This window comes from Streptomyces sp. NPDC048416, assembly GCF_043200435.1.
In the GTDB taxonomy this organism is placed as follows: domain Bacteria; phylum Actinomycetota; class Actinomycetes; order Streptomycetales; family Streptomycetaceae; genus Streptomyces.
The window spans coordinates 1-23291 of the sequence record NZ_JBICXU010000055.1; the positions used below are offsets into that span (position 1 = coordinate 1).

General features: G+C 71.8%; 19 protein-coding genes. 14 read left to right on the forward strand and 5 right to left on the reverse strand.

Features of this window, described 5'->3' with window-relative positions:
* The first annotated feature begins 241 nt into the window (after window positions 1-241).
* Together ACGFW5_RS34530 and ACGFW5_RS34535 are read left to right on the forward strand one after the other, a co-directional pair.
* A complete protein-coding gene (locus tag ACGFW5_RS34530; protein ID WP_393838305.1) occupies window positions 242-2236 on the forward strand; it encodes a hypothetical protein in 1995 nt (664 codons plus the stop codon).
* Window positions 2237-2889: 653 nt separating this feature from the next.
* Window positions 2890-3417, forward strand: a complete 528-nt coding sequence (locus ACGFW5_RS34535) for a hypothetical protein (RefSeq protein WP_393838306.1) — start codon at window positions 2890-2892, stop codon at window positions 3415-3417.
* 47 nt (window positions 3418-3464) lie between these two features.
* On the opposite strand, the gene ACGFW5_RS34540 is transcribed toward ACGFW5_RS34535, so the two are convergent.
* The 3 genes from ACGFW5_RS34540 to ACGFW5_RS34550 form a co-directional block, all read right to left on the reverse strand.
* A complete protein-coding gene (locus ACGFW5_RS34540; RefSeq protein WP_393838321.1) occupies window positions 3465-5600 on the reverse strand; it encodes a lipopolysaccharide biosynthesis protein in 2136 nt (711 codons plus the stop codon).
* 187 nt (window positions 5601-5787) lie between these two features.
* Entirely contained in the window at window positions 5788-6030 is a 243-nt protein-coding gene (locus tag ACGFW5_RS34545; RefSeq protein ID WP_393838307.1) for a hypothetical protein, read from the reverse strand.
* A gap of 117 nt (window positions 6031-6147) precedes the next feature.
* Entirely contained in the window at window positions 6148-7047 is a 900-nt protein-coding gene (locus ACGFW5_RS34550) for an RNA polymerase sigma factor SigF (RefSeq protein ID WP_393838308.1), read from the reverse strand.
* Between the two features lie 245 nt (window positions 7048-7292).
* Here ACGFW5_RS34550 and ACGFW5_RS34555 point away from each other — a divergent pair, with 245 nt between their 5' ends.
* The 6 genes from ACGFW5_RS34555 (at window position 7293) to ACGFW5_RS34580 (ending at window position 13169) form a co-directional block, all read left to right on the forward strand.
* Window positions 7293-7661, forward strand: a complete 369-nt coding sequence (locus ACGFW5_RS34555) for an STAS domain-containing protein (protein ID WP_393838322.1) — start codon at window positions 7293-7295, stop codon at window positions 7659-7661.
* A 62-nt stretch (window positions 7662-7723) separates the two neighbouring features.
* Complete coding sequence (locus ACGFW5_RS34560; RefSeq protein WP_393838309.1) at window positions 7724-8233, forward strand: ATP-binding protein; 510 nt, start codon at window positions 7724-7726, stop codon at window positions 8231-8233.
* A gap of 513 nt (window positions 8234-8746) precedes the next feature.
* Entirely contained in the window at window positions 8747-9430 is a 684-nt protein-coding gene (locus ACGFW5_RS34565; RefSeq protein ID WP_393838310.1) for a peptidase, read from the forward strand.
* 126 nt (window positions 9431-9556) lie between these two features.
* Complete coding sequence (locus ACGFW5_RS34570) at window positions 9557-10498, forward strand: hypothetical protein (protein WP_393838311.1); 942 nt, start codon at window positions 9557-9559, stop codon at window positions 10496-10498.
* Window positions 10495-11691, forward strand: coding sequence for a hypothetical protein (locus ACGFW5_RS34575; protein ID WP_393838312.1), 1197 nt, complete (start codon window positions 10495-10497; stop codon window positions 11689-11691). The genes ACGFW5_RS34570 and ACGFW5_RS34575 overlap by 4 nt, the downstream gene beginning before the upstream one ends.
* Window positions 11692-11705: 14 nt before the next feature.
* A complete protein-coding gene (locus ACGFW5_RS34580) occupies window positions 11706-13169 on the forward strand; it encodes a hypothetical protein (RefSeq protein WP_393838323.1) in 1464 nt (487 codons plus the stop codon).
* A gap of 234 nt (window positions 13170-13403) precedes the next feature.
* On the opposite strand, the gene ACGFW5_RS34585 is transcribed toward ACGFW5_RS34580, so the two are convergent.
* Window positions 13404-14903: a peptide MFS transporter gene (locus ACGFW5_RS34585; RefSeq protein ID WP_393838313.1), complete on the reverse strand. Its 1500-nt coding sequence runs from the start codon at window positions 14901-14903 to the stop codon at window positions 13404-13406.
* Window positions 14904-15372: 469 nt separating this feature from the next.
* On the opposite strand from ACGFW5_RS34585, the gene ACGFW5_RS34590 reads away from it, so the two are divergent.
* Window positions 15373-16050: a response regulator transcription factor gene (locus ACGFW5_RS34590; protein ID WP_393838314.1), complete on the forward strand. Its 678-nt coding sequence runs from the start codon at window positions 15373-15375 to the stop codon at window positions 16048-16050.
* A gap of 13 nt (window positions 16051-16063) precedes the next feature.
* Window positions 16064-17335 (forward strand): ATP-binding protein, encoded by a 1272-nt coding sequence (locus tag ACGFW5_RS34595; RefSeq protein ID WP_393838315.1) that lies wholly within the window; start codon window positions 16064-16066, stop codon window positions 17333-17335.
* 134 nt (window positions 17336-17469) lie between these two features.
* Here ACGFW5_RS34595 and ACGFW5_RS34600 read toward each other — a convergent pair whose 3' ends face one another.
* Window positions 17470-17973, reverse strand: a complete 504-nt coding sequence (locus tag ACGFW5_RS34600; RefSeq protein WP_393838316.1) for a GtrA family protein — start codon at window positions 17971-17973, stop codon at window positions 17470-17472.
* Window positions 17974-18128: 155 nt separating this feature from the next.
* Between ACGFW5_RS34600 and ACGFW5_RS34605 the strand changes: the two genes are divergently transcribed.
* The 4 genes from ACGFW5_RS34605 (at window position 18129) to ACGFW5_RS34620 (ending at window position 23201) form a co-directional block, all read left to right on the forward strand.
* The gene (locus tag ACGFW5_RS34605; protein ID WP_393838317.1) at window positions 18129-19268 is read left to right on the forward strand and encodes a 5-(carboxyamino)imidazole ribonucleotide synthase; all 1140 of its coding nucleotides are present in this window, start codon (window positions 18129-18131) and stop codon (window positions 19266-19268) included.
* Window positions 19265-19804 carry a 5-(carboxyamino)imidazole ribonucleotide mutase gene (gene purE, locus ACGFW5_RS34610; RefSeq protein ID WP_393838318.1) on the forward strand — a complete coding sequence of 180 codons (540 nt, stop codon included), beginning with the start codon at window positions 19265-19267 and terminating at the stop codon, window positions 19802-19804. The genes ACGFW5_RS34605 and purE overlap by 4 nt, the downstream gene beginning before the upstream one ends.
* 5 nt (window positions 19805-19809) lie before the next feature.
* Window positions 19810-20994, forward strand: coding sequence for a dipeptidase (locus ACGFW5_RS34615; RefSeq protein ID WP_393838319.1), 1185 nt, complete (start codon window positions 19810-19812; stop codon window positions 20992-20994).
* A 1022-nt stretch (window positions 20995-22016) separates the two neighbouring features.
* Entirely contained in the window at window positions 22017-23201 is a 1185-nt protein-coding gene (locus tag ACGFW5_RS34620; protein WP_393838320.1) for a dipeptidase, read from the forward strand.
* Window positions 23202-23291: the final 90 nt, after the last annotated feature.

The following is a 23291-nucleotide window of genomic DNA, read 5'->3' on the forward strand; positions in this document are numbered from 1 at the left end:
CCCCCCCCCAAGACATGCGATCGACAGGGGGAGAAAGTCATGCCAACTCCGGAGGCCGGGCGCCCCATTGCGAGGCAACCAAAACGGTAATGGGGGGGGCAAGGCGGTTCGTGGTGGGGCCACACAAACACGAAGGGTGTTCCTATACTCGCTCTCCGGGACAGCCTCGAAGGGACAGCAAGGGACAGCCAAGGGACAGCGGCGTGACGGCCGCGACCACATCTGTGGGGGGAGTCGCACTGTGCGGAAGCGTGTGCCCACGCCGGTCCAGGGGAACGGGCGGGAGCCCCCCGAGGACGCGGCCGAGGAACGGGCGGCGGACCAACGGGCGGCGGACCCCGGCCCACCGATGACGGCCAGGAGGACGCAGCCGAGGCCGAAGGACACCTGGCGCCGGCCGGAGGACGTGCGGCGCCGGCCGGCGGTCGCGGACCTGATGGCCCCTCAAGTTCTGTTCAGCTGGCTGCCGTTGTGCGTCGCCGTCGCCCTGTGGGTGTACGCACTGCCGGGCATCGACTATCGGCACATGGGCGACTGGGGTCTGATCGACAAGCTGCCCGCCGCCTTCTACCTCTCCCTCGCCGCCCTCACCGGCGGCTTCGTCGTCAGCCTGCGGCGGGCCGGCACCGCGCCCTGGTGGCCCGGGCTCCACAGCGTGGCCCTGCTGTTCGCCCTCAAGGCGCCCACCGCGATCCTGTACGACTCGGTGCGCTACCCCTGGTCGTCGAAGCACGACGCGGTGGTCAGCCACCTGCTCGCCAACCAGGAACTGCGGCCCGGCACCCCGCTGTCCGGCAACATGGCGGCGTACGACCAGTGGCCCGGCTTCTTCACGCTCAACGCGGGGCTGGTGCGGGCCTTCGGCGTGGACAGCGCGGCCTCCTACCTCAACTGGGTCCCGCTCTTCTACGGCGTCGTCCTCATCCCGGTCCTCGTCCTGATCTACCGCACCTTCGCCGAGGACTGGCGGCTGGTGTGGACCGGCGTATGGATCTTCGAGGTCGCCAACTGGGTCGGCCAGGACTACTTCTCGCCCCAGGGCATGGCGCTGATCCTGCACCTGGCCGTGCTCGCCGTGGTGTTCCGGCACTTCGTACGCCCCGGAGCGGCGGGCGAGCTGCGCTCGCGGGCCCACCTCGATCCGGCGGCGGCGAGCATTCCGCCGCCCACCACCGGGCGGCAGCGAGCGGTCTGCGTCGTGATCCTGGCCCCGCTGATCGCCGCCATCAACTTCACCCACCAGCTCACCCCGGTGATGCTGTGCGCCGCCCTGATCGCACTCAACCTGACCCGCCGCTACCGCAACCCGGGGCTGTTCGTCGTGAGCGCGCTGATCATGCTGGTCTGGGACCTCACGATGGGACGGCCGCTCTTCATGGAGACGCTGGCCTCGCTCAAGCAGTCCCTGGGCAACCTCCTCAACAACTCGCGGGCCGGGTACGTCGGTGAACTCACCGGCCCCGGACCGGTGTTGCAGGGCCGCGCCGACATCGTCATGGTCCTGGTCGTCGCCGCTCTCGCGGTGGTCGCCGTCGTCCTGCGGCGCAAACTGGCCAGGAGCGCGCTGCCGCTGCTCCTGGTGTCGGTGGCGCCGGTGCCGCTGTTCGCCGTGAACGACTACGGCGGCGAAATGCTCTTCCGTGTCTACCTGTTCGGGCTGCCCGGCGCCGCGTTCTTCGCGGCGGCGGCGCTGGTGCCTGCGGCGGGGACGGCTGGGCAGGGTGTGCGGGGGGCCGGGGTCGTCGTGCGTCGACGGGCCGCCCCGGTCGCGCTGCCGCTGGTGCTCGTGCTGCTCGTCGCCGGGTTCGTTCCCGCCTACTACGGCAAGGAGCGCATGTACTACACGCCGCCCGCCGAGACGGCGCTGGTGACCCGGGTGCTCGACCATGCGGCCAAGGGCTCGATGATCCTCGCGGTCAGCGGCTCCTTTCCGCAGTCGCTGCACCGCTACGACCAGCTGGAGCACTGGTACGTGGCCGAACAGGAGGAACCCCAGAACGCGATCATGCTGCGGGATCCTGTCGGGTATCTGGAGCCGCAGCTGCCGAAGGACGGGCGGCCCGTGTACTTCATCCTCACGCGTACTCAGGCCATCTACTGCGCGGGGGAGGGGTTGCTTCCTGCGGGGGGCTTTCGTGAGCTGCGGGCGAAGCTGTTGGCTTCGCCGCGGTTTCGGGTGGTGGCGGGGAACGAGTACGGCACGGTTCTCCAGTACGTGCCGCCGCGCCGCCCATGACCCCGGCCCCGGCGGGTTTTCCCACCCTCCCGCCCGTGCGGCTACTTGAGGGTGCGGCTCCCTGGGGCTGCGCCCCAGCCCCCATGCGGGGGCTCCGCCCCCTGCACCCCCGTTCGCGCCTGAACGGCGCTCGTCCTCAATCGCCGGACAGGCTGAAGATGCCCATGCAGGCCAGCACGGCTCCTGCACCAGTGCTGATAGGGGCGCGGGGAACTGCGCGAGAAGCGACCACGGTCCGCAGGCGCGAGGGGGTTTGGGGGCGCGGGGAACTGCGCGAGAAGCGCCCACCGTCCGCAGGCGCGAGGGGGTTTGGGGGCGCGAGGAACTGCGCGAGCAACCGCCCACGGTCCGCGGCCGGAAGGGGGTTCAGGGGCGCGGGGAACTGCGCGAGAAGCGACCACGGTCCGCAGGCGCGAGGGGGTTCAGGGGCGCGGGGAACTGCGCGAGCAACCGTCCACGGTCTGCGGCCGGAAGGGGGTTCAGGGGCGCGGGGAACTGCGCGAGCAACCGTCCACGGTCTGCGGCCGGAAGGGGGTTCAGGGGCGCGGGGAACTGCGCGAGAAGTGGCCACGGTCCGCAGGGGAAAGGGGGTTTAAGGGGCGCGGGGAACTGCGCGGTGATGTGTTGGCGGCTCGACCCGGAGGAACATCGACATGGCCCGGAACCGGAACCAGACGTACGTCAGAACCACCCTCGCCCTCTCCGGCTGGCTCGCCCTCGGGGCGACCGCGCTGCCCGGAGCAACCCCCCTGCGCTGGATCCCCGTACTGCTCTTCGTCTCGCTCGGCCCCGGGCTCGCGCTGCTCCACCCGCAGCCTGGCGCCCCGCAGCCTGGCGCCCTGCACCCTGGCGCCCCGCAGCCTGGCACCCTGCTGCCCGGCGCCCCGCAGCCCGGCGCCCCGCACCCCGGCGCCCCGCGCCCCCGCGCCCCGCGCCCCCGCGCCCCGCGCCCCGGCGCCCGCCTGGAAGCGCTCGCGCTCGCCGCGCCGCTCAGCCTGGCGATCGGGGCGCTCGTGTCCACCTGTCTCTTCCTCGTGCACGGGTTCTCGGCGACCGCCTTCCTGGTCTGCATGGCCGCTCTCTCCACCGTCGCCTGCGCCTTCCCCGGGCTGCCCCTGCCGGCCGCGACCCGGGGCGCCGCCGAGCGGGCGAAACGCACGAAGGCCGACCCCGGGCGGTGAACCGGGGTGGGGGTGGGCCGCGTGCCCCATGCGGGCCGGGCTCGTGCTCAGCGGCGTCGCGCCGCGGCCCGTTCACGTGCGGCGAGCACGTGTCGCAGCAGCACCCCCGCCGTGGCGGCGCACAGGCCGGCGAAGACCGGCAGCGCGACCGTCGCGAAGGTGTGCTGGGCGGCCCAGGCCGCGACCGCCAGCACCCACACCACGACCGACGTGACCCGCCAGTGCGCACCCAGCGCCCGCAGCAGCACCGTCGCCAGGGCCAGGCAGAGCAGACGCAGCGCCATCGGCAGCCAGCGTTCGACACCGTCCTGGGTGGCGAAACCGGCGGTCTCGGTGAGGAGGCGGGCGAGTGGGGTGTGCCAGGGCCCCGACAGCGGGTCGGGCCGCACGCCCAGGATGACCGGCGCGGTGTGCAGGGCGGCGACCGTCACGCACAGCCCCGCCGCGAGCAGCGCGGGGCGCGGGCGGTAGAGGGACACGGCGGCGCTGCACACGACGATGAGCAGCACCCCGGCGGTCAGACTCACCGGCGGCAGGGCACGCAGCAGCCCCGTGCCGTTGAGGTCGCCGCCGACGGGCGCGGCGGCGCGCGACAGCGGCACCCAGAACAGGCCCGCCGCGAGGCCGAGCAGCAGCCACAAGGCCATCACCAGACGGGACTCGTCGCCCTCCTGGTCCCCGGCGTCGCCCTCATGGTCCCCGGCGTCGGGCTCCTGGTCCCCGGCGTCGGGCGGCAGACGTAAACGCAGGGTGGTGTCGGAGCCCGGTTCCGGGTGGGCTCCGGGCACGTACAGGGGGATGCCGAACGCGGGCGTCGCGGTGTCCACGCCCCCGCGCAGATACGCCGTCCGGGTGGCCCAGCGCGCCCCGTACTCCCGGGCCCGCGCCTCCCGATCCGCATGCGCCCGCGCGGCCCAACTCGTCCCGAATTCACCGGACTTGGCGATGCGGGGCGGGTGCGGGGCGGCGCGGCCCGCGAGCGCCCCGCGCAGTCCGGGCACACAGCACACCGCCACCAGGCTCATCGCGCACAACTGGGCCCAGCCCGCGCCGGAGATGCCGTACGGCCCGAGCAGCACAGAGGCGCCGCCGAGGACCAGGGCGCACATGGCGCCCTGGAGGAGGGCGAGCACGCCGGTGCGCCCCTGCACACGCAGCACACCGATGTACAGCTCGACGGCGACCCGCGGGATCGCGGCCACGGCCAGCAGCCGCAGCACCAGCGTGCCGTGCTGGGCGTAGTCGTCGCCGAACGGGGCGAGGATCTGCCGGGCGAACAGGACGAGGAACAGCACGACGGGGACGAGCAGGAGCGCCATCCGGCGCAGCGCGCCGCGTACCCCGTCGGCGAGTTCGTCCGGGCTGTGCGAGGAGTGCGCGGTGAGCGAGGAGGCCATGTTGGTGGCCATGAACTCCATCGTCCCGCCGACGGTGTACGCGATGAAGAAGAAGCCGTTCTGCGCGGCCGGGAAGCGCACCGCGACCATCACCGGCAGCAGGTTGATCATGGCGAGTGAGAACAGCGCGCCCACCGAGTCCCCGGCCAGGAAGCGGCCGATCTCGCGCAGTTCCGGCACCGGCCGGTCGCGGTCGGCGGCGGCCTGCGCGGGGATCAGCCGGCGGAAGACCAGCCGGCCGAGCGGCACGATGGACAGCGCCGTCGCGGCCGCCCACGAGACGAAGACGCCGAGGGCGAGCGTCGAGAACACGGCGAGCAGGAGCAGCTTGCCGAGCGAGAACACGGCGTTGCCTACCGGCACCCAGATCGCCTTGCGCAGCCCGGTGAGGACGCCGTCCTGGAGGGTCAGGATCGCCCAGGCCACGGAGGACACCGTGAAGAGCGCCCCGGCCCGGGGCCCGGAGAGCGGCGCGTACGAGGGGCCCCACAGCGGCAGCGTGAACAGGAAGACGACACAGGCCGCGGTCACCACGACGGTGCTGACCACATAGGCGCGCCGGACCAGCGGACCCGTCGAGGCGCCGGCCCGCGGCACGTAACGGACCACCGCGCCGATCATGGTGGTGGCGGTGAGCGAGGCGAGCAGTTTCATGGCGGCGATGGCCGCCGAGCCGTGTCCGACCGCCTCCTCGCTGTAGTAGCGGGCCGCCACCAGCCAGAAGCCGAGACCGAGCGCGGCCGAGACCGCCGTGGACAGCATCAGTGCATAGGCGTTGCGGAACATCGAGTCACCGGCGTCAGTGCCGGTGTCAGCGCTGGCACCAGTGCCGACGGCAGTGCTGACGCCGACGCCGGTGCCGGTGGGCGGGGAGCCGGCCGTGCCGGACCGGTCGGAGGGCGCCGCGGTGTTGTCCGTGCCGGGCCGGTCGGAGGGCGCCGCGGTGTTGTCCTCGGTCCCGGCTCCGGCCGTGTCAGACACCGGCGGGGCCGCCCCTCGCGGGTCTCATGCCCGCCGCGCGCAGCATCTCCCCGGCGCGCGCGGCCTTCAACGGGGCAACGGGCAGGGCGTGTTGGGCCGCGTCCTCGATGAGCCGGATGCCCAACCGCGCGTCCCGGGCCGCCCGTTCGGGTGCCGGGCCGGGACTGCCGTACAGGGGGGTGTTCTCGCGCCCCAGCCGGTCGCGCGTCAGCGCTTCGAGCCCGCCGTACGCCATGAAGTCCCCCCAGACCCCCCGCAACCCCAGCGCCCAATGTGACCCAGTCCGCCCGGTTCGTCAACAACGCGGAAGGGCCCGCACCTTGACGGAACGGGCCCTTCGGACAGGCGTGCGTCACTCCTCGACGGTCAGCCCCTTGCGGAGCTTGCGCAGGGTGCGCGAGAGCAGTCGGGAGACGTGCATCTGGGAAATGCCGAGCTCTTCGCCGATCTCGGACTGCGTCATGTTGGCGACGAAGCGCAGCGACAGGATCTTCCGGTCCCGCGAGGGGAGTTCGGCGATCAGCGGCTTCAGCGACTCGACGTACTCGATCCCTTCGAGATCGTGGTCCTCGTAGCCGATGCGGTCGCTGAGTGCGCCCTCGGAGTCGTCCTCCTCGGGCTGTGCGTCGAGCGAGCTCGCGGTGTACGCGTTGCTCGCCGCCATGCCTTCGACGACTTCTTCCTTGGTGATGCCCAGGCGTTCGGCGAGCTCGCCCACCGTGGCCGAGCGGTCAAGCTGCTGGGCGAGTTCGTCGCCCGCCTTGGCGAGGTCCAGACGGAGCTCCTGGAGCCTGCGCGGAACCCGCACGGACCAGGAGGTGTCGCGGAAGAAGCGCTTGATCTCGCCGACGATGGTCGGCATCGCGAACGTGGGGAACTCCACGCCGCGGTCGAACTCGAACCGGTCGATCGCCTTGATCAGGCCGATCGTGCCCACCTGGATGATGTCCTCCATCGGCTCGCTGCGGGAGCGGAAGCGCGATGCGGCGAACTTGACCAGGGCCAGGTTCAGTTCGACCAGGGTGTTGCGTACGTACGCGTGCTCCGACGTGCCCTCTTCGAGTGAGTCGAGGCGGGCGAAGAGCGTCTTCGAAAGGGCCCGCGCGTCAACGGGGCCCACTTCGGCGAAAGGCGGGATCTCGGGTAGACCCTCAAGCCCCTCTGCCGCGTACTGTCGTGCGCGCGGGGGGTGGATGTCCTGCGGTGCCTGCTTGATCGACGTATCTCGCGACGCGTCGAGCCGGGGTGACATGCGTCTCCTCCATCGTTCTCGGCATATGGCTGCCGATGCCCATACGTATTGTCCGCGGTGTGCGGCGCCTCCGTAGCCGGTCGTGTTGAATAACTGTCGCTACTACCCCTACCCGCTACGAGTGGGCTCTCGCAAGGCTTCTTTGTGGTCATATGTCCGCTTTGCGGGGTTGTTTGGCTTTCAGATGTCGCAGGGAAGGCGTAGTGTTCTTGAGAAGTTACGACGAATCGGCGAAGAGGGACGGCATGGACCGCGGCACGGTCGGCAGCACGAATCGGGGCCGGCTCCGGGTCGGAGTCCGCACCGAGGGCGCAGCTGAGATTCTGACTCCGGCGGGTGAGCTCGATCACCACACGGCGGATCTGCTGAGGGAACCCCTGGAGGAGGCCATCGCCCAGGGGCGCACCAAGCTGGTCGTCGACTGCTCGGAGCTGGAATTCTGCGATTCCACCGGCCTGAACGTTCTGCTCGGCGCCCGCCTCAAGGCGGAGGAGCTGGGCGGCGCGGTCCATCTGGTGGCGATGCAGCCCGTGGTTGCGCGGGTTTTCGAGATCACAGGAGCGGAAGCGGTCTTCACCGTGCATGATTCGCTCGACACCGCTCTGCGTGACTGACCCCGGTTCGTCCGGGCAGGAGAGCAGACACGACATTGGCGAATCGGTGAGGTGAAGCGCTGATGAGCACCACCCGGGAGCAGGCTCCGGGCGACCGTGGGCCAGAGCCCCATGGGGCCGGGCCCGGCGCTGTGCCGTCGGAATCCGACGGCACGGGCTCCGTCACGTCCGCGCGCGTCCTCGCGCTCAATGGAGCGAGCGGCATCGTCCCGATGGCGCGCGACTTCACCAGGCAGGCGCTCTATGACTGGGGCTGGCTTCCGGCGGCGACGGCCGAGGGCCGCGCCGCCGCCGAAGACGTCCTGCTCGTCGTCTCCGAGCTGGTGACCAACGCCTGTCTGCATGCCGAGGGCCCCGAGGGTCTGAGGGTGTCGCGCACCGCGAAGGTCCTGCGACTTGAGGTCAGCGACCTCGGCGCGGGCCAACCGGCCCCCCGCACCCCGCACCGCGCGGGCCGCCCCGGAGGGCACGGGATGTTCATCGTGCAGCGGCTGTGCCTCGACTGGGGCGTGGTGCGCACGCCGGGCGTCGCCGGCAAGACGGTCTGGGCGGAACTCGCGGCGCCCGCGTAACTCCCGTTGGGGGTTTGGTCCGGGGCGCGGATGTGCCCGCCCCTTGCAACCCTGGCGGTGCGGCCCTGGCGGTGCGGCCCTTGCGGTACTGGTGCAACTCCCGATGTGGGGCCCGCGGCACGGATGGTGCCCGCCCCTGGAGGCCCTGGCGGTGCGGCCCTTGCGGTACTGGCGTAACTCCCGTCGCGGGGTTCGCGGCACTCGGCGCCGTTCCCGTTCACGCACTCGCGGCGCCCGCGTGACTTCCGGCCACGCACTCACGGCGCCCGCGTAACTCCCGTCGTGGGGTTCGCACTCGCGGCGCCCGCGTAACTCCCGTTCAGGCGACGGGTGTACCTCCCTTTAGCGGTTACCGGCGGTTCGGGTCGCCGGGCCCTTGGCGTGTCCGGGGCTCGATCCGCTCTGTTCTGTGTCTTCCCTCGACAAGGCCCCCGGCGTACCTTGAGCGCCCTATCTGATGCGCCGTCAGTAACGTGACGGGCTCCGGCAGCACCGGCATGAGGGGAATTCGAGGTGTCGTACCCGAAGCGGACAGCTCGCGCGCTGGCGACGGCGGTGGCGGGCTCGGTGGTGCTGATCGCCGCCCCGGCGGCCTACGCCTCCGTCGTCGACGTCAACTACGACTGCAAGACGCCGATCGGCGCAAAGAGTGCCGTCTCGCCCATCGACATCAAGGCGGTCCAGAGCGGCAGTTCCTACAAAGTCACCATGTCCTTCCAGAAGGGCGTGTCTTCCAGCCCGGTCGCCCTCGGCGCCGGTGCGATGAACCCGAGCGCCGTGATCACCCTGGGCGGCGCCGACAAGGGCACGGTCGCGGTCACGGGCGCGGCCAACTCCGCGGAGATCCCCGCCAACTCCCCCATCAAAATAAGCGACTTGTCGGGTACTTACGTGCCGAAGGCCAACGGCAAGGTCACCCTCACCGCGGGCGTCCTCACCATCAAGGCGCTGGGCACCACCACGACCTGCACCCCCGGCAACAGTCCAGGACCCTCCCTCGAACTCGACGTCACCGGGGCGAGCGGCACGGGCGGCACGGGCGGCACAGGCGGTTCCGGTGGCGCGACGGCGCCCGCGGCCCTGCCCAAGACGGGCCCCCTCGACTCGGCCGTCGCACTCGGCACCCTCGGCGGCACGGTCGTCCTGGTGGGGGCGGGCGGAGTGCTCTGGCTGACCCGGCGCAACCAGCGGGCCTGATCCCCGCTTCCGTACGCGCCCTTGAGGAGCCGTCGTGCTCCCGTACGCCCCCGACGGGAGCCGTTCCGTTTCCCGCGCTCCCGTACACCCCGCAAGGGGCCACCCCTCGCGCCCGAGGAGCCGCCGATGCGTCACATCCGCCCGGCCCTGCCGGTCCTGGCGCTGCTGCTGTGCGCGCTCCCGGCGCCCGCCGCGCGGGCCGCGCCCCCGGCGGGCGGACAGTGGACCGCCGCGCCCGCATCCGGCGGCGGCACCCGGCCCAGCGCCGAAGGGCGGCCCTACTTCTACCTGGAGGGCGCGCCCGGCACGGTCCTTGAGGACACGCTCTCGCTGAGCAACCCCTCCGGCGCCCCTCTCACGCTCACGCTGCGCGGAGCCGCCGCGTACAACACGGCCGACGGCTCCCTCGCCGTGCGCCGCACGCCCGACCCGTGGATCGTGCTCGCTTCGCCCGAAGTGCGGATCCCGCCGCACACCCGCGCCGACGTGCCGTTCTCGGTGACCGTTCCGGCCGGCGCGCAGCCCGGCGACCGCCCCGCGGCACTCACCGCCGCGCTGGGCGGGCGCGAGGTGGACATCCGTCTTCACGTACGGGTCGCGGGGCCGACGTTGAGCGCCCTGACCGTGGAGTCCGTACGCGTCGACACGAGCCGCGGCCTCATCCGCTACGCCCTGGTCAACCGGGGCAACACCGCCCTGACCCCGCGCCTCGCCGTGCGCGCCGACGGGGTGTTCGGCCGCGCCCTCGACCGCGCGCCCCGCCTCCTGCCGGTCGAGCTCCTGCCGGCGCAGCGCGTCGAGCTGACCGAGCCCTGGCCGCACCCGCCCGCCCTCGACCGGGTCGATGTCCGCCTGGACGTCACCGCAGGCGGCGGCGCCCACTCCAGCGCGACGGCCGCGGCCTCCTTCGTGCCGTGGGGCGCGGTCGCCGGAGCGGGACTTGCGCTGCTCGGCGGCGCGGCAGCCGCCGTCAGGCTCGTCCTGCGCCGCCGCCGGGCATCGCGCGCGGGGTCCGCCGAAACACCGGCACCACAGCGCGAGTCGGCGCAGACAGGAGCCCGCCAGTGAAGCCACACCCGAGGGGCCGGGCCCTGGCGCTGCTTGCCCCCGCCGTCCTGCCCGCTGCCCTGCCTGCCGTGCTGGCTCTCGCCGTCGGCCTCGTCGCCGTCCTCCTGGCCGTGGCACCGGCCGGACGCGCGTACGCCGACGGCGGCAGACCCGCCGTTACGCTCTCCACGGCCGAGGCGGCCAAGGGCGCCGACGTCACCGTCACCGGCAGCGGCTGGCGGCCGAACGCCCTGCTGATGCTGCTGGTCTGCGGGCAGTCCGATCCCGTGCGGGGCGTCATCGGCGGCACCAACTCCTGCTCCAACGCCGACGGCCAGGCCGTCACGACCGACGCCAAGGGCGCCTTCACCAAGGTCCTCCCTGCGGCGCCGCCGCCCAGGCCCTGCCCCTGCGTCGTCCACGTCGCCACCGTGCAGGGCGAACCGGCCCTGATGGACACCGAGTTGAAGATCACCGGGCATCCGGTGGCGCCGCTGCCCGACCAGAGCGGCGATGGCAGGCTCGCGGTGCTCGCCGAGCCCCGGCTCGACGGCCGGAGCTCCCTGCTGACCTGGTTCGGCGCCCCGCCCGCCCGCACCCTGGTCTTCACCGTGGGCAACCTGGGCTCGGCCCCCGTCAAGGACCCCGTCTTCCAACTCGGCACCGCACACGGCGTGTTCGCACCCCAGTGGGAGGACCGCCAGTGGAAGGGCACCATCCAGCCCGGCCACAAGGCCGAGATCAAGCTCGACTTCGAGCTGTCGGCCGGCGCCCACGGCGACTACCAGGTCTCGCTCATGTACGCCAAGAAGCTGCTCGCCACCGAGCCCTGGGGGGTGGACCGCCCCTGGGGCGTCACCGTCTTCTGGATCCTGCTCTGCCTGGTGGTGCCCGCCGCGCTCTTCCGCATCGGCATGGCCGTCGTCGACCGGCTGCGCCCGCGCGACCCCGGGCGGACCGGCGCAGCCCGGCGCCACCGCGGCGTACGCCTGCCCGACGTGACCGTACGCCTGCCGAGGCTGCGCGGAACGCCAGGCGAGCAGGGCGCGCCGCCGGCCGGGCCGGAGCCGCCCGCCGAGCCGGACGCGCACCGGGCCCCGGGCGCGGGGCCGCACGGCACCCCGGCCGCACTGCCCTGGTTCACCCCCGACTCCGCACCGCCAGAGAGCCGCCCGGGCCGTCCGTACGGTCCCACGACGAAGGGAAATTCGTGACCACGCAACGGAGGATGAGCGCGGCCGGTATCGCGCTGATGCTCGGCGGCGCGGGAATCGTCCTCGCCGCAGGTCCCGCACAAGCAGCCGAAGTCTCGTACTCCACCGAGTGCATACCGCCGTCCATCTCCGGCCTGCCGCCGGTCGAGGGGACGACGAAGGTGCAGATCACCGCGCCGGCCACGGCCAAGGTGGGTGACGAGGTGGATGTGGTCTGGAAGTTCACCCAGGCCGCGTCGAACAATCCGAACGTCCTGGACCTCAACAAGGACGTCGTCCAGCCGACCGGCACCCTCAAGGCGGCGGGCGCGCAGAGCGCCGACATCGCCATGAAGGGGCCCCGGACCAACCCGCCGATCCCCAAGAACAGCCCGATGGTCCTCTCGGACATGACGGCCAAGCTGAAACTGACCAAGGCGGGCGACGTCACCCTGACGCCCGACGCGTACAACATCAACGTCAACCAGATCATGTCGACGGACACCAAGTGCACGCCGAAGGTGGCGGTCGGCGTCGGCGCGACGATCAAGGTGACGGACGCGGGGGGCACCTCCGGGGGCACGACGAGCGGAGGCACGACCGGCTCCACCACGTCCGGGGGCACGACGGGCTCCACCACGTCCGGGGGCACGTCCGGCTCCACCACGTCCGGGGGCACGACCGGCTCCACCACAGGTGGGACGACGTCGGGCGGCACCACCGGCTCGACCACGTCGGGCGGCACCACCGGCGGGTCCACCTCGGGCTCGGCGTCCGGCGGTACCGGCGGCGGATCCACCTCCGGCGCCACCACCGGCGGCAGCGGCGGCCAGAGCGACTTCCCCGGCAAGGAGGTCGCCGTCACCTTCGCCTGCACCGCGCCGGGACCGGCCAGTATCCAGTCCAAGGTGACCATCAACGCCAAGAAGAGCGGCGGGAGTTACGCCCTGACCGTCAAGACGGCCAAGGGCGTCATGAACAGCCCGGCCGACCTTCCGGCGGGCGCGCTCAAGCCGTCCATGCAGGTCGTCGTCGCAGGCGCCGACAAGGGCACGGTGTCCGTCACCGGCCCGGCCAGCCCCGACCCGATCAAGTCGGGGGCGCCGGTCGACCTGACCGACATGACGGGCACCTACACGCCGGGCGCATCCGGCAAGTCGACGCTGGCCCCCGGTGACCTGTCCATCGACGTCACCCTGGGCGGCTCGCCGATCCACATCCCCTGCAAGGTCTCCGGCACCGCGCCGGTCTCCCTTGAGCTGGATACGGCGGCCCAGCCCGGCGGCGCGGCCGGCGGCAGCGGCACCTCGGGCGCGGCCACCACCGCGGGCACATCGGGCTCCGCGGGCGCCTCGTCCTCGTCCGGCGGCCTCGCCCAGACCGGTGCGAGCGACACCGGCGCCCTGCGTGCGCTCGGCCTCGTCGCGGGCACCGTGCTCCTGCTCGGCGGCGCGATCTTCACCTTCACCCCGTGGCGGCGGCTGCGCGGCACGCGCTGACGCACCACGGGAACGGCCAAGGGCCGCCGCACCGGGAGGTGCGGCGGCCCTTGACGTGCCAAGACGGTGCTAGGGGGTGTCTGGTGGATCAGGGTCGGTCAGGGTGCGGCGCCTGGTGCGGTGCATCGCAAGGCGCCGGAACGTCGTGATAGCGGAGCTATCGGGGCGTTTCGGCAACGCCGCGAGGTGCCGTGCCAGGCGCCGCACCCCCGGCCATGATCCACCAGACACCCCCTAGTGCACGCCGCCCATGAGCGGCTGGACCTTCCTGCGGTACAAGAAGATCGCGACACCGGCGAGGACGGCGAGGCCGCCCTGGCTGGCGAACCAGTACGAGGAGTCGGTCGGGGCGCCGATCAGCTGGAGCAGCGCGATGACCGAGTCGCCGGCCGTGACGGCCAGGAACCACACGCCCATCATCTGGGAGGCGTACTTCTCCGGCGCCAGCTTGGTGGTCAGCGAGAGCCCGACCGGGGAGAGCGTCAGCTCGCCGACGGTCTGGATCAGGTAGACCGCGCACAGCCACAGCGGAGTGACCTTGACGCCGCCGGAGGAGGCGGCCTGGGCCAGCATCATCACGAAGAACGACAGGCCGATGAGCGTGAGGCCGAAGGCGAACTTCGACAGCGTGCTCGGCTCCTGGCGGCGCTTGTTCAGGTACACCCAGAGCCAGGCGAAGACCGGCGCGAGGGCCATCACGTACAGCGGGTTCAGGGACTGGAACCAGCTCGACGGGAAGTTCAGGCCGAACAGGCTGTTCGCCGTGTTGTCCTGCGCGAACACGCTCAGCGTCGAACCGGTCTGGTCGTAGATGCCCCAGAAGGCGGCCGCGGCGACGAAGAACCACACGTACGCCGACATACGGGACTGCGAGACCTGGTCGAGGTCCTTGTCACGCTTGATGCGCAGCAGGTACCAGGCCGGGATGACGAGGCCGGCGATGGTCAGCGGCCAGATGGCCCAGTCGACCGTGAAGTGACCCGAGACCGCGAGGGCGGCGTACGCGACGGCCGCGACGCCCAGCCACATCAGGACCTTCTTGATGATCGAGGCGCGCTCGGTCTCGGACATCGGCGTCGGGACGACATCGCTCTCCGCCGACATGTGGCGGGTGCCGAAGAAGAAGAACAGCAGGCCCAGGGCCATGCCCACACCGGCGAGCGCGAAGCCGAAGTGCCAGTTGACCTTCTGGCCGACCGTGCCGATCGTCAGCGGCGCGAAGAAGGCGCCGAGGTTGATGCCCATGTAGAAGACCGTGAAGCCACCGTCGCGGCGCGGGTCGTTCTTGTCCGGGTACAGGTGGCCGACCATCGTGGAGATGTTGGCCTTGAGGAGACCGGAGCCGAGCGCGATGGCCGCGAGACCGATGAAGAAGGAGATCTCGAACGGTACGGCGAGGAGGAAGTGGCCGATCATGATGATCGTGCCGCCGACCGCCACCGTCTTGCGGGCACCCCAGGCGCGGTCGGCGAGCCAGCCGCCCGGCAGGGCGAGCAGGTACACCATCGCGTTGTACACGGAGTAGATCGCGGTGGCCGTGGCCATGTTGAACCCGAGTCCGCCCTGGGACGCCGGGGCGACCAGGTAGAGCACGAGCAGGGCCCGCATGCCGTAGAAGCTGTAGCGCTCCCACATCTCCGTCATGAAGAGGTTGGCCAGGCCGCGGGGGTGGCCGAGGAAGGTCTTCTCGGTGCCAGTGGTACTGGCGGAGTCCTTCGTCAGGCTGGACGCCATGGTCGATCCTTGCTTGCTCGGGACGCGCGCTTCGTGAGCGTTGAATCGCGCCCGGTGGGGGAAGGCCGGCACCGGCATGGCGGCTGTCCCCCCAACGCCTTTGGGGTCCGGCTCCGTGGGGGAGACCGGGAAGGACAGACCACACCGGGATCCACGCCCCGTGCGCTGGTTCGCGCTGGGGCCCGGCCCGTAGGTCATTCACTGATCCCAGGACCGGCAAGACCGGCCCTGTGCAGAAAAGTGACCTTTGGCGCGCCAAGCAGGCCAAAGGTCCACGAGTAGTGCTATAGGCGTTGGGACACCATACGTCACCAGAGTGCGGCATATGGAAGGACTTGAGAGATGGATCACAGGCCTCCCCGGAACCATTCGCCCTCATTCGAAGGTGTCATACAAGATCGCGCCGTAGACCCGCAGGGTGGGTGGATCACCTGACGCATTGTCGCCGCCGCGGACTACCATCACCCCCATGACCCGTGTACTGCTCGCCGAGGACGACGCGTCCATCTCGGAGCCACTGGCCCGCGCCCTGCGCAGGGAGGGTTACGAGGTCGAGGTGCGCGAGGACGGCCCGACCGCCCTCGACGCCGGACTGCAGGGGGGCGCCGACCTGGTCGTGCTCGACCTGGGGCTTCCCGGCATGGACGGCCTCGAAGTCGCCCGGAGGCTGCGCTCCGAGGGACACACCGTCCCCATCCTCGTGCTCACCGCCCGCGCCGACGAGGTGGACACCGTGGTCGGCCTCGACGCCGGCGCCGACGACTACGTGACCAAACCCTTCCGCCTGGCCGAACTGCTCGCCAGGGTCCGGGCCCTGCTGCGGCGCGGCGCCACCGAGTCGGCGCCCCAGCCCGCCACCCACGGCGTGCGGATCGACGTCGAGTCGCACCGCGCCTGGATGGGCGACGAGGAGCTGCAGCTCACCGCCAAGGAGTTCGACCTGCTCAGGGTCCTGGTGCGGGACGCGGGGCGGGTCGTGACCCGCGACCAGCTGATGCGCGAGGTCTGGGACACCACGTGGTGGTCCTCGACCAAGACGCTCGACATGCACATCTCGTGGCTGCGCAAGAAGCTCGGCGACGACGCGGCCAACCCGCGCTACATCGCCACCGTCCGCGGAGTCGGCTTCCGCTTCGAGAAGAGCTAGAGCCCCCTCGCACATGCGCCGTCGACTGATCAACTCCACACTCGCGGTCGTTCTCGTGGTGATCGCGGTCTTCGGCGTCTCGCTCGTCATCGTCGAGACACGGACCATCAGCAGCAGCGCCCAGGAGAGTGTCGACTCCGAGGCTCTGCGGCTGGTCTCCGTCGTCGACAGCCGCACCCTGGCCAAGGAGACCGTCAACGCGCAGGCCCTGAACGAACAGATCGACCCCCGGCGCTACGCCCGCGTCGAGATCCCCGGCCGCCCGGTGATCGAGCTCGGCGAGAAGCCCGAGGGCACGGTCATCAGGGGCACCGCCGTGGGCGAGCGCGGCGAGGCCGTCCTCGTCGAGGAGTCCCGCTCCACGGTGACCAGGGAGGTCGGCCGCACCCTTTTGATCATCGGGGCGGTGGCCCTGCTCGCCATCGTGTCGGCGGTCCTGCTGGCCGTACGCCAGGCCAACAGGCTGGCCTCCCCGCTCACCGACCTCGCCGAGACCGCCGAACGGCTCGGCTCGGGCGACCCGCGGCCGCGGCACAAGCGGTACGGGGTGCAGGAGCTCGACCGGGTCGCCGATGTGCTCGACTCCTCTGCCGACCGGATCGGCCGGATGCTCACCGCCGAACGGCGCCTCGCGGCCGACGCCTCGCACCAGCTGCGTACGCCGCTGACCGCGCTGTCGATGCGCCTGGAGGAGATCGCCCTCACCGACGACCTCGACACGGTCAAGGAGGAGGCCACGATCGCGCTCACCCAGGTCGAGCGGCTGACCGACGTGGTGGAGCGGCTGCTCACCAACAGTCGTGATCCGCGCACCGGTTCGGCCGTGGTGTTCTCGCTCGACGAGGTCGTCAAGCAGCAGCTGGAGGAGTGGCGCCCGGCCTATCGCAGCGCGGGCCGCGCGATCGTGCGCTCCGGCAAGACCGGCCTGAAGGCGGTCGGCACCCCGGGCGCCGTCGCCCAGGTGCTCGCCGCCCTGATCGAGAACTCACTGATGCACGGCGGCGGCACGGTCGCGGTCCGCACCCGGGTCACCGGCAACCAGGCCGTGGTCGAGGTCACCGACGAGGGCGCCGGGGTGCCGCCCGACCTCGGCGCGCGGATCTTCGAGCGGACCATCAGCGGCCGCAACTCCACCGGCATCGGTCTCGCGGTCGCCCGCGACCTCGCGGAGGCCGACGGCGGCCGGCTCGAAATGCTCCAGCAGCAGCCGGCGGTGTTCGCGCTGTTCCTCAGCCGGGAGGCACGGGGGCGCAGGGAGCCGCAGAGCACGACGACGATCCGCTGAGGGCCGAGGAGCGAGCGCGCTCGGGCGGCAGCGGGGGTGCGTCGGGGAGCGCGCTCGGGCGGCAGCGGGGGTGCGTCAGGGAGCGCGGGGCGGGCTCAGGGCGTGCGCTCAGGGCGTGCGGTCAGGGCGTGCGGTCAGTGCTTGGCGGGGACGGCGGGCCGGGGCTCGTCGAGAAACGATTCCGCCGTCTGTACTGCCTCCCGGGCCGGGAGGGCACGGAAGACCCAGGTGCGGTAGGACCAGAACCGGAACAGCGTGCCGAGTCCGATGCCGAGGAACTTGAAGAAGTTGTTCTGCCACGGGCTGTTCCAGGCGAACCCGTACGTCGCCACGTACAGGATGCCGTTCTCTATCACCGCGCCGACCACGCTGAACAGCAGGAAGAGCGTCAGCTCACGGGCCCGGCCGCTCTTCTCGCGGTCGCGGTAGGCGAAGTAGCGGAAGCCCACGTAGTTGAACGCGATGGCGATCCCGGTGGCCAGCAGGCTGGCCCGCACCACCTGGAGCTCGGTCGCATGCCGCAGCAGGTTGAAGGCGCCCATGTTCACGAGCACCCCGAACCCGCCGACGGCGCCGAATTTGGCGACCTCGCGTACGAGCAGTCGCAGTCGCGATGGCGATGCGCCCTGTGCACTCATGGTGATCGCCCAGCCCCGTCCGAGTAGGTGTGCTTTTCGTGCCAGTCAACCCGCCCATGCTAACCACCCCCTCGGCGCGCTGCCCCCGGGCTCCTTGAACGACCGGTGGACACGGCCCCTACGGGCACCGCGAGGGCGGCGGATACCCTGGAGGAGTGACGTTCCCGGTAGTCGGCATGGTCGGCGGCGGTCAGCTCGCCCGCATGACCCACGAGGCGGGCATCCCCCTCGGCATCAGATTCAAGCTCCTCAGTGACACCCCGCAGGACTCGGCGGCCCAGGTGGTGAGCGAGGTCGTCGTCGGCGACTATCGCGACCTGGACACGCTGCGTGACTTCGCGCGTGGCTGTGACGTGATCACCTTCGATCACGAACATGTGCCGACCGAGCATTTGCGGGCCCTGGAAGCGGACGGCATCGTCGTCCGGCCGGGGCCCGACGCGTTGGTGCATGCCCACGACAAGGGAGTGATGCGCGCCAAGCTGAGCGCGATCGGAGCCCCCTGCCCGCGCCACCGCATCGTCGCCGACCCGGCCGACGTGTCACGGTTCGCGGCCGAGGGCGACGGCTTCCCCGTCATCCTCAAGACGGTGGTGGGCGGCTACGACGGCAAGGGCGTGTGGTTCGTACGCTCCGAGGCGGACGCCGCCGACGCCTTCAAGGCGGGCGTCGACGTCCTCGCCGAGGAGAAGGTCGACTTCGTACGGGAGCTCGCGGCCAACGTCGTGCGCTCGCCGCACGGCCAGGCGGTGGCCTACCCCGTGGTCGAGTCGGTCCAGGTCGACGGCGTGTGCGACACGGTGATCGCCCCGGCGCCCGACCTCGACGACGACCTCGGGGGCGAGGCCCAGCAGCTCGCCCTGCGCATCGCGGACGAGCTCGGCGTCGTCGGCCACCTCGCGGTCGAGCTCTTCGAGACCCGCGACGGGCGCATCCTCGTCAACGAGCTGGCGATGCGCCCGCACAACTCCGGCCACTGGACCCAGGACGGCGCGATCACCTCGCAGTTCGCCAACCACGTCCGCGCCGTCCTCGACCTCCCCCTGGGCGACCCGCGCCCTCGGTCGAAGTGGACCGTGATGTGCAACGTGCTCGGCGGCGACTACCCGGACATGTACTACGCGTATCTGCACTGCATGGCCCGCGACCCGCAACTCAAGATCCACATGTACGGCAAGGAAGTGAAGCCCGGCCGCAAGGTCGGCCACGTCAACACCTACGGCGACGACCTCGCGGAGGTCCGCGAGCGGGCCCGCCACGCAGCCGACTACCTCAGAGGAACGATCACCGAATGAGCAGCGCTTCTGTCAACGGTCCCGTCGTCGGCATCGTCATGGGCTCGGACTCCGACTGGTCGGTCATGGAGGCCGCGGCCAAGACCATGGCGGAGTTCGAGATCCCGTACGAGGTCGACGTGGTCTCGGCGCACCGCATGCCGCGCGAGATGATCGCGTACGGCGAGCACGCCGCCGACCGCGGCCTCAAGGCGATCATCGCGGGCGCGGGCGGCGCCGCCCACCTGCCCGGCATGCTCGCCTCGGTGACCCCGCTCCCCGTGATCGGCGTGCCCGTGCCCCTGAAGTACCTGGACGGCATGGACTCGCTGCTCTCCATCGTGCAGATGCCGGCAGGTGTGCCGGTGGCCACCGTCTCGGTGGGCGGCGCGCGCAACGCGGGCCTCCTCGCGGCCCGCATCCTGGCCGCCCACGACCCCGAACTGCTCACCCGCATGCGGGAGTTCCAGCAGGAGCTGAACGACCAGGCGACCGAGAAGGGCAAGCGGCTGCGCACCAAGGCCGAGGGTTCGGGCGCCTTCGGATTCGGAAAGTGAGTGCCATGAGCCCACTCGACGAAGCCCGCGACCTGCTCGCCCGCCACCCCGTGGTCGACGGCCACAACGACCTGCCCTGGGCGCTGCGCGAGAAGGTCCGCTACGACCTGGACCGCTGCGACATCGCGACCGACCTGACCGGCCGCACCCACACCGACATCCCGCGGCTGCGGGCCGGCGGGGTCGGCGCGCAGTTCTGGTCCGTGTACGTACGGACCGACCTCACCGGCGACGCGGCGGTCAGCGCGACCCTTGAGCAGATCGACTGCGTCGACCAGCTGCTGGCGCGCCACCCCGCCGACCTGGTGGCCGCGCTCACCGCGGACGACATGGAGGCGGCGCGCGCCGAGGGCCGCATCGCCTCCCTGAAGGGCGCCGAGGGCGGCCACTCGATCAACGAATCCCTCGCCACGCTGCGCGCCCTGTACGCGCTCGGCGTGCGCTACATGACGCTGACCCACAACGACAACCTCGCGTGGGCGGACTCGGCCACCGACGTGCCGAACGTGGGCGGGCTCTCGCCGTTCGGCCACGCCGTCGTCCGCGAGATGAACCGCATCGGGATGCTGGTCGACCTCTCGCACGTGGCGGCGACGACGATGCGGGACGCGCTGTCCACGTCGGTGGCCCCGGTGATCTTCTCCCACTCGTCCTCGCGGGCGATCTGCGACCACCCGCGCAACATCCCGGACGACGTGCTGGGGCTGCTGCCGGCCAATGGGGGCGTGGCGATGGCGACCTTCGTCCCGAAGTTCATCCTGCCTGCGGCGGTGTCCTGGACGCAGGCGGCGGACGACAACCTGCGCGCGCACGGGCTGCACCACCTCGACTCCTCGCCGGAGGCGATGAAGCTCCACGAGGCGTTCGAGGCGACGCATCCGCGGCCGGTCGCGACGGCGTCGACGGTGGCGGACCACCTGGACCACATGCGGGAGGTCGCGGGCGTCGACCACATCGGCATCGGCGGCGACTTCGACGGCACGGCGTTCACGCCGTCCGGCCTGGACGACGTCTCGGGCTACCCGAACCTGGTGGCCGAGCTGCTGTCCCGCGGCTGGTCCGCGGCGGACCTGGCGAAGCTGACGTGGTCCAACGCGGTACGGGTGCTGCGGGACGCGGAGTCGGTATCGAGGGAGCTCCGCCCCCTGCGGGGCCCGTCGAACGCGACGCGGGCGTCCCTGGACACGTAACCCTGCGGGCGCCGGGGGGCCTGGTTTGCGAGGTTCCCCGCGCCGTTGGGGTGCCCCGCTTGTGCCCGCGGGCCGGCTTGCGCGCTCCTCGCGCCCCTGGGGGTGCCTGGTGTGTGCCTGCGGGCTGGTCTGCGCAGTTCCCCGCGCCCCTGGGGGTGCCTCGCTTGTGCCCGCGGGCTGGTTTGCGCAGTTCCCCGCGCCCCTGGGGGTGCCTCGCTTGTGCCTGCGGGGCTGGCTTGCGCGCTCCTTGCGCCCCTGGGGGTGCCCAGGTGTGTGCCTGCGGGCTGGTCTGCGCAGTTCCCCGCGCCCCTGGGGGTGCCTCGCTTGTGTCTGCGGGCTGGCTTGCGCGCTCCTCGCGCCCCTGGGGGTGCCCAGGTGTGTGCCTGCGGGCTGGTTTGCGCAGTTCCCCGCGCCCCTTGAGGGCCGTTTTCGTCTGCGGGGTGGCGGGGGCTGGTCGCGCAGTTCCTCGCGCCCCTGAAACCCGCCTTCGACGGGGGGCCGTGGTCGCTTCTCGCGCAGTTCCTCGCGCCCCTTGGGGCGCCCCGTTTGTGCCTGCGGGTTGGCTTGCGCGTTTCCCGCGCCCTTGGGGTGCCCGGCTTGTGCCTGCAGGCTGGTTTGCGCGTTCCTCGCGCCCTTCAGGGGGCTCAGTGGGGGCATCCTCAGCCTGTCCGGCGATTGAGGACGAGCGCCGTTCAGGCGCGAACGGGGTCTGGGGCGGAGCCCCAGGGAGTTGCAGCCTCAAGTAGCCGCACGGGCGGGTGGGTGGGTGAACGCGTGAACGGGGGCTGGGGCGGAGCCCCAGGGTGCTGCAGCCTCAAGTAGCCGCACGGGCGGGTGGGTGGGAGGACGCGCGAACGGGGTCTGGGGCGGAGCCCCAGGGGGCTGCACTCTCAAGTAGCCGCACGGGCGGGCGGGTGGGGAAACATCCCCGGGGTCCCCCGAACGCCTCGCCCGCCGCGACCCCACCGCCCCCGCGTGACACGGTATGGCTACTGCCGTCACCGCCGAACCGGGAGCCCGTCATGGCAGATCTGCAGGACGACCCCCAGAACACCTCGGCGATCGGCGAGCTCGACCCGCCGACCTCCACCTCCACCCCGCCCGACCCGATACCCGTACCGGAACCGGAGCACGGCGACGAAGGCCTCGACCGGGCCCGCGCGCTACTCGCCGCGTACCCCGTGGCCGACGGGCACAACACCCTGGCGAAGGCGCTCGCCTCGACTCCCTGGCACGACCTGGAGGTCGGCGAGAGCGCGCTCGACACGGACATCCCGCGGCTGCGGGCCGGCGGGGTCGGCGCCCAGTTCTGGGCGCTGACCGCGGACGTCGAAGGGACGGACCCGGCCGGCGTCACCCTGGAGCGCCTGGACAGGATCCGCTCGCTGATCGCCTCCTGCCCCCAGTGGCTGCGCCTCGCGCTGACCTCGGGCGACCTCGCCGACGCCCGCAACTGCGGCCGCATCGCCTCGTTCCTGGGACCGGTGGCGGCGCACGCGCTGGGTGACTCGCTGGGCACGTTGCGGGCGTACCACGTCCTTGGCGTACGGGCTCTCGCGCTGGGCCCGGGCACCCGCTGGACCGACCCGGGGCTCAGCCGCTTCGGCCTCGAAGTGGTGCGCGAGGCGAACCGGCTCGGGATACTGCTCGACCTGTCCGGCGCCACGGAGGGCACCTGGCGCCGCACCCTCGACTCCTCGACGGCGCCCGCACTGCTCTCGCGCTCGGCGGCGTCCTCGCTCACCCCGCATCCGCTGAACGCGAGCGACGAGCTGCTGGCCGAGCTCGGTGAGCACGGCGGGGTGTGCCTGGTGAGCTTCGCCCCCGAACAGATCGAGCGAAGGGGCGCGGCCGTCTCCGTGCGGGACGTGGCCGACCACATCGAGCGGGTCAGGGACGTGGCAGGACCCGGCCATGTGGGTCTTTCGGGAACGTACGGCCTGACCACGGGCGCCCCGCGCACCCCGGGTCTCGAAGACGCCTCCTGCTACCCGACCCTGATCGCGGAACTCCTCGACCGGGGCTGGAACGAATCCGAGATCGCGGCGCTGACCTGGGGAAACCTGGTACGCGTGGTACGGGACGCGGAATTCACGGCCCGCGCCACGGCGCCCCGCAGAGCCCCGTCCAGCGCCACGATCGAAGACTTGGACGGCCCCGGCCCCGGCCCCAATCCCGGCCCCGACCCCGCCGGAGTCAGGACCTAGACGAGTCATTCCGAATGCTGACGGTGCGTCCGGGAACGCGGACAGGGCGTCCAAGATCGTTGTGTGACGAACAACCTGGACGCCCTGCTG

Bases quoted from the DNA above. Each gene is read 5' to 3' on its own strand.
- ACGFW5_RS34555 (WP_393838322.1), top strand. From the start codon at position 7,293: ATGGACCGCGGCACGGTCGGCAGCACGAATCGGGGCCGGCTCCGGGTC.
- purE (WP_393838318.1), top strand. From the start codon at position 19,265: ATGAGCAGCGCTTCTGTCAACGGTCCCGTCGTCGGCATCGTCATGGGC.
- ACGFW5_RS34585 (WP_393838313.1), bottom strand. From the start codon at position 14,903: ATGGCGTCCAGCCTGACGAAGGACTCCGCCAGTACCACTGGCACCGAG.
- ACGFW5_RS34600 (WP_393838316.1), bottom strand. From the start codon at position 17,973: ATGAGTGCACAGGGCGCATCGCCATCGCGACTGCGACTGCTCGTACGC.
- ACGFW5_RS34580 (WP_393838323.1), top strand. From the start codon at position 11,706: ATGAGCGCGGCCGGTATCGCGCTGATGCTCGGCGGCGCGGGAATCGTC.
- ACGFW5_RS34560 (WP_393838309.1), top strand. From the start codon at position 7,724: ATGAGCACCACCCGGGAGCAGGCTCCGGGCGACCGTGGGCCAGAGCCC.
- ACGFW5_RS34545 (WP_393838307.1), bottom strand. From the start codon at position 6,030: ATGGCGTACGGCGGGCTCGAAGCGCTGACGCGCGACCGGCTGGGGCGC.
- ACGFW5_RS34540 (WP_393838321.1), bottom strand. From the start codon at position 5,600: ATGTTCCGCAACGCCTATGCACTGATGCTGTCCACGGCGGTCTCGGCC.
- ACGFW5_RS34570 (WP_393838311.1), top strand. From the start codon at position 9,557: ATGCGTCACATCCGCCCGGCCCTGCCGGTCCTGGCGCTGCTGCTGTGC.
- ACGFW5_RS34535 (WP_393838306.1), top strand. From the start codon at position 2,890: ATGGCCCGGAACCGGAACCAGACGTACGTCAGAACCACCCTCGCCCTC.
- ACGFW5_RS34620 (WP_393838320.1), top strand. From the start codon at position 22,017: ATGGCAGATCTGCAGGACGACCCCCAGAACACCTCGGCGATCGGCGAG.
- ACGFW5_RS34595 (WP_393838315.1), top strand. From the start codon at position 16,064: ATGCGCCGTCGACTGATCAACTCCACACTCGCGGTCGTTCTCGTGGTG.
- ACGFW5_RS34590 (WP_393838314.1), top strand. From the start codon at position 15,373: ATGACCCGTGTACTGCTCGCCGAGGACGACGCGTCCATCTCGGAGCCA.
- ACGFW5_RS34550 (WP_393838308.1), bottom strand. From the start codon at position 7,047: ATGTCACCCCGGCTCGACGCGTCGCGAGATACGTCGATCAAGCAGGCA.
- ACGFW5_RS34615 (WP_393838319.1), top strand. From the start codon at position 19,810: ATGAGCCCACTCGACGAAGCCCGCGACCTGCTCGCCCGCCACCCCGTG.